Annotated in this window: 5 protein-coding genes and 2 pseudogenes; 3 read left to right on the top strand and 4 right to left on the bottom strand. The window is 66.2% G+C overall.

The features are described from left to right. Positions 1–83: 83 nt before the first annotated feature. Positions 84–324, top strand: a pseudogene (locus AZE13_RS35180) (IS110 family transposase); the annotation flags it as partial. Here AZE13_RS35180 and AZE13_RS33135 read toward each other — a convergent pair. Beyond that, positions 316–834, bottom strand: coding sequence for a transposase (locus AZE13_RS33135; RefSeq protein WP_066940488.1), 519 nt, complete (start codon positions 832–834; stop codon positions 316–318). The pseudogene AZE13_RS35180 and the gene AZE13_RS33135 sit on opposite strands and share 9 nt — an antisense overlap. Before the next feature lie 280 nt (positions 835–1,114). On the opposite strand from AZE13_RS33135, the gene AZE13_RS35175 reads away from it, so the two are divergent. Then, the gene (locus AZE13_RS35175; protein ID WP_258528185.1) at positions 1,115–1,474 is read left to right on the top strand and encodes a group II intron maturase-specific domain-containing protein; all 360 of its coding nucleotides are present in this window, start codon (positions 1,115–1,117) and stop codon (positions 1,472–1,474) included. 242 nt (positions 1,475–1,716) lie between these two features. Then, a complete protein-coding gene (locus AZE13_RS33125; protein ID WP_258528184.1) occupies positions 1,717–2,832 on the top strand; it encodes a polyprenyl synthetase family protein in 1,116 nt (371 codons plus the stop codon). 749 nt (positions 2,833–3,581) lie between these two features. Here the strand turns inward: AZE13_RS33125 and AZE13_RS37380 are convergent. The 3 genes and pseudogenes from AZE13_RS37380 to AZE13_RS39495 all read right to left on the bottom strand — a co-directional run. Next, the gene (locus tag AZE13_RS37380; protein ID WP_079124647.1) at positions 3,582–3,950 is read right to left on the bottom strand and encodes a transposase; all 369 of its coding nucleotides are present in this window, start codon (positions 3,948–3,950) and stop codon (positions 3,582–3,584) included. Then, a complete protein-coding gene (locus AZE13_RS36120; protein WP_258528183.1) occupies positions 3,887–4,762 on the bottom strand; it encodes a transposase in 876 nt (291 codons plus the stop codon). The genes AZE13_RS37380 and AZE13_RS36120 overlap by 64 nt, the downstream gene beginning before the upstream one ends. Before the next feature lie 155 nt (positions 4,763–4,917). Beyond that, positions 4,918–5,079, bottom strand: a pseudogene (locus AZE13_RS39495) (transposase family protein); the annotation flags it as partial. Positions 5,080–5,220 lie beyond the last annotated feature (141 nt).

The following is a 5,220-nucleotide window of genomic DNA, read 5'->3' as shown; positions in this document are numbered from 1 at the left end:
CCTGTGGGCTGCAAGGTCGCCTACTTGCCCGGAGTCGCGATGCGGCGGGTCGCGGACCTCTACCCAGGCGAGGCGAAGACCGACCGCGCAAGGCCACCCGGCTTGTCGGCGACGTCTTCGACACCCTCGGCGAGCAGACCGTCGTCGTCTCCGGCACCAGCACTCTCGACCTGGTCATCCCCTCGCCCGCTCGCGCGCCGTCCACGAACAGCGTCGGGCCCTCCAGGCCCAGATCGAGGCTCTGCCGGAGCCTCACCCTCTTTCCCAGTCCTGACGTCGCTGCCCGGCGTCGGCGTCAGGACTGCCGCCGTCCTGCTACTGACGTTTCGGGCTTGTTGTCGGTTGTTTGGTGATCGCGGGTGCGGTGCCGGTGAGGCATCCGTCGATGAGGTGGCTGCGGTATTGGATGGTGCGGAGTCCGTGTCGGAGGGTGCAGATGAGGTGGTCGTGGTTGGCGAGGGCGGTGTTGTTCTGGGCACTGCGCCGCAGGAGGGACCAGATGCCCTCGACCGGATTGAGGTTGGGTGCATAGGGCGGCAGGTAGAAGGCGGTGATCCAGTCGTGGGCAGCGATGAAGCCCCGTATGCTGGCTGCCCGGTGGGTGTTCAAATTGTCCCAGATGAGCACGATCGGGGCACCGGGCTGCTGGTGGGCGGCAATGAGCAGGTCGCGGTAGTCGGTCCAGGTGAAGCTGCAGCGCCCGGCCTTGGTCGTGCTGTCGTGGGACTTGTGGGGCAGGTACCGGTAGATCAGGCGCGAGCGTTCGCCGGGTCTGTAGCAGCACAGCGCGGCCAGCGAGACTCGTTGCCGGGGCCGGCCGCGGATGCGTACCAGGAGTGTGTGTCCCCGCCGGGACGGGGGCGGGGAACTTCCCGGTCGGTTGCTATGTGTCGGCCGAGGAGGCCAGGACGAAGCGCTGCGGGGTAGTCGTGGCGATGCCGCGGGGTATGCCGGGTTCTTCCTCCGCCGATCGAACGACACGTGAACACGGGAACCGTTCTGGTCCTGAGCTGCAACGCCGCCAGCGCGGTCGCAGGCTGGGCCCACCGTCGGCCGACCGGGCCGGGGCGGGGACATCGAGGCGTGCTTCGACTCGATCGACCACACGGCCCTCATGGACCGAGTGCGAGACCAAGTCAGTGGCACGTCTACACCCTTCATCGCTGACCGGCCCATCCGGCAGCTGAAGGACAAGATCCGTGCCCTGACGAACAGAACATCGCAGCAGAACCCCAGGGACGTGCTGATCAGGCTCAACCAGATCATGCGCGGCTGGGCCAACTACTTCAAGCACGCGGTCTTCAAAGCCGCCCTGGGCTCCCTGGCCAGCTTCACGTGGCACCGGGTGATCAGCTGGTGTGTGGCGCTGCACCGCTGGAAGTGGAAGGACGTCCGCCGACGCTTCACCGACCGCAACGGACGGTGGCAAGGCCCTCGGCGGACGGGGTCGAACTGTTCGACCTTCAGGCGGTGACGGTCACCCGTTACCGCTACAGAGGCAACACGATCCCCAATCCCTGGACCGGCCCCAACCACGCCTGAACGGCAGAGTCCGTGGAGAGCCCGGTACTCGGAGACGGGTACGCCGGGTTCGGCGAGCGGCACGGAGAAACGGACCGGTGGCAACACCGGCGGTGCTCCGTGCCGACTCAACAGGTACCCTCGGTGCGCCGGGAGCTCCTGTCCCTGTCCGCCCTCGAGCAGAAGGAGTCCCCCATGACGGTTCTTGGCCTCAAGGGGGTAGGCCCGCTGATGACTCATGCTCCCGCTGATGACACACCTGACCTCTCCGCGATACGGCCCGACGTCGACGCACTCCTCATCGCGTTCCTTGAGCGGAAAGCTCAGATCGCGCCCGGGCCCGAGATGGCACCGCTGTTCACCGCGCTGTGCCGCCTCCTGGACAACGGCAAGCGTCTGCGCCCACAGCTGTGCGTCGCAGGATGGCACGCTGGCGGCGGGCGCGGAAATAGCAGCGCGGTTCTTTGCGTGGCCGCCGCGCTGGAATTGTTCCAGGCGTTCGCCCTGATCCACGACGACGTGATGGACGCCAGCGATCTGCGTCGCGGACGGCCCACGGCCCACCGCGCGCTCGCCGCCGCGTACATTGACGGCGGTGGCCGGAGCAGCCGAGCCGAGGCACGCGGTCTGAGCGCTGCCATCCTGCTCGGCGACCTTGCCCTGGTGTGGTCGGACGACCTCCTCCACAGTGCTGGCCTCGATGCCAGGGCCCTCACACGGATCCTGCCGCTGGTGGATATCATGCGCAGCGAACTGGCGTACGGGCAGTATCTGGACCTGCTGTCGACCGACCACCTATCCGACGACGTCGAGGCCGCACTGAAGGTGGTGCGGTACAAGACCGCGAAGTACACCGTGGAATGGCCACTGCGCATCGGCGCGGTCCTCGCTGGCGCCACGCCGGACGTCCTTGACGCATGCAGCGCCTTCGCGCTGCCGCTGGGCGAAGCGTTTCAGCTGCGTGACGACCTCCTTGGAGTATTCGGCGACCCCGCCGAGACTGGCAAGCCGGTAGGGGACGATATACGCGAGGGCAAGGCTACAGCGCTGATGGCAGTCGCCCTACAGAGTGCCTCTGCTGCAGAGAAGCAGCTGCTGCGTACGCTGGTCGGCAGGCCCGGCCTGATGGATGACGACATCCTCCGCGTCCGGAGCATCCTCGAAGGAACACACGCCCGGCAGCACATCGAGAAAATGATTAATGACCGGTGCGACGCAGCCCTCGCTGTGCTAGACGAGGTCCCCTTCCCTGCGTCCGCCACCAGAACCCTTCGCGAGATCGCACGGACAGCCACCGTGAGGCAGGCATGAGGAGCATGCAGAGCCACGGGCGTCGCCGACCTGATGCGGCGTGCGCCGCGGGGGCCTGTCAGGATGGAGGTGGCGCGTGGGGTGATCTTGGTGTAGGGCGTTGCAGGAGGGACAGCCATGTGGCCTGGGCGTCGACGTCGGACAGAGGGAACCTGAAGTGCAGCCAGACCGCGTGCTCATCTCTGCCGGATAGAGCAAACTCGGTATGGCGGCAGCTGTGCGGCCCATAGGCAGCCTCTCCCCAAAACGATCAACGACACGATAGCCTCACAGGGCCCCTGTCCAAGTTGAGAGCGCCCCCAGGCTCGTCATCGCGAGCGCGGCCTAACAACATCTCTTTTGTCATGGAGCATGACTGTGCGCCGTCAACTCATCGAAGACCTCGTCATCGTCCTGACCGGTTGGATCGCTCTCCGAGTCGTGCTTTGGATCGTAGCCAAGGGGCAGCAGCGGCTCCAGGAGCCTCCCGCGCGGATACCGCCCTGGTCCTGACCTCGCTGGAGTACACCTTGGTCAGCCGTGAGACTACCCCCGGCCGATTCGTTCACCATGGAGACCACGGCTGTCAGTAGACATCCAAAAAGTTCAAAACACCTCCTGGTCAGGGCGGGAATCCAGGCGTCTATGGGCTCGGTCGGGGACTCCTATGACAACGCCCTTGCGGAGAACCTGTGGATGCTGATCTAGACTGACGGCGGCCTCCGTAAGCGGCTCTGATCAACATTTCGGGATGACCGAGCGTGACCGCCTCACGGTGTCAGCAGGATGCGGCGTCGGAGAAGGTCGAAGTTGGCACGTCCATAGCCTTGGCGTTTGAGGTATTTGATCCGGTTTACGTGTCCTTCGATCATGCCGCTGGAGTAGGGCAAGGTGAGGCTGGCGGTGGCGGCGTCGAGGTCCTTGCGGAGATTGCCAGCGAAGCCGCGCAGAGACGTCAGGCCACTGCCTTCGGCAGCCTTGATCCAGTGCGTCAGTAGGTGGCCGTGGAGGTTCTTCATCATCTCGGCGAAGCTGTGTATGTGCCTTCGGAGGTCGGCGAGTTTGGGGCAGTTGGTCACAACGCGCTTGGGGCGGAGTTGCTGGCCGGAGGTGAGGTTGTCGGGGTGCGGGTGAGCCAGGTGGTGACTTGCCGGACGGTGGGCGCCTCGGACCGCTTGGGTTTCGGCGCCTCCGCCGTGCGCAAGGGCTTGAGCCAGCGGCTGACGCTGCGGCTGCTGCCGCGGTAGTCGCGCTGCTGGATCTCGCGGAACAGCCGGCGGCGGTCTGTGCAGCCCTCGCGCCAGCGCATGTTGAGGTACTCGGCCCAGGGTTGCACCGTCGAGCGGCGTTGCCGCGGCGGAGACAGGAGCTCGTCGACGGAGGCCGCGTGGGCATACCTGCGGACTGTCTTGCGGTCCATCCGCAGTGCCTGGGAGATCACCTGGATCGTGACACCCTTGTCGTACATCTCGTGCACCGCCGCGAAGTGACGCCGGGTGTTCGCCGCCCGCTTGCCCTCGACCAGAGGTGGCCCGTTCGGCGACTCCACGACCTCGTCCTGGGGCTGGGTGAGGCAGTGGCGGTGGGCGACGACGCACTTCTCGGCCGTCTTGCACAGGTTCAGCCACAGATGAAAGCGGTCTGCGATCTGGACCGCGTCCGGTGCTGCGGCGCGGACGGCTTCGGCGTAGGCGCTGGCCCGGTCCCGGCAGACCATTTCGGTGCCGGGGTGCTGATGGAGCCAGGCGGTGAAGGTCTCTGCGGTCCGGTCGGGGAGCACGTCGACGACGCGGCCGGTCTCGATGTCGGTCAGGACGGTGGCGTAGACGTGGTCGCCTTTGAGGGCGAAGTCGTCCACCCCCAGAATGCGCGGGCTCTTCTCCGGCGGTTCGGCCGGCAGAGCCTGGATGCGGTGGAGCAGGGTGTTCGGGCTGACTGTGCAGTGCAGCATGCCCGCGAGTCGGGCACCAGCCCGTCCGCCAGGAGCCGGCCGATCGCCACCAGCATCGTCTGCTGGAGCCGGCTTCGACGGCCGTACCGGAAGGTCAGCCCCTCGACCTGTTCGGCGAAGGTCCGGCGTGCGCAGGACGGCACCTCGCACCGGAACCGGCGAACCGTCAGGCATATCGTCACCGCCCGCCCACCAACCGGTGCATCAGCAAGCCGACGACGGTAGCGATCGTGGACACGGTACGAGTCGCCCCCACAGCCCGGGCACCGGGCGGCATCGGCAGCAACCGAGGCTGAGATCAGTACGCCCGCACCCACGACCTGGATTTCCTCTATCACGACGGCCGCGAGGTGCGGCAGCAGCACATTGAGTAAGTGATCACGTAACACTCCTGCTCAACGATCTGACGTGCGGTCACGCTTGATCATCCCGAAATATTGATCAGAGCCGGACCAAGA

It is taken from the genome of Streptomyces sp. NBRC 110611 (assembly GCF_001590865.1).
Lineage (GTDB): Bacteria > Actinomycetota > Actinomycetes > Streptomycetales > Streptomycetaceae > Streptomyces.
This window is presented reverse-complemented; position numbering and strand designations above follow the sequence as displayed.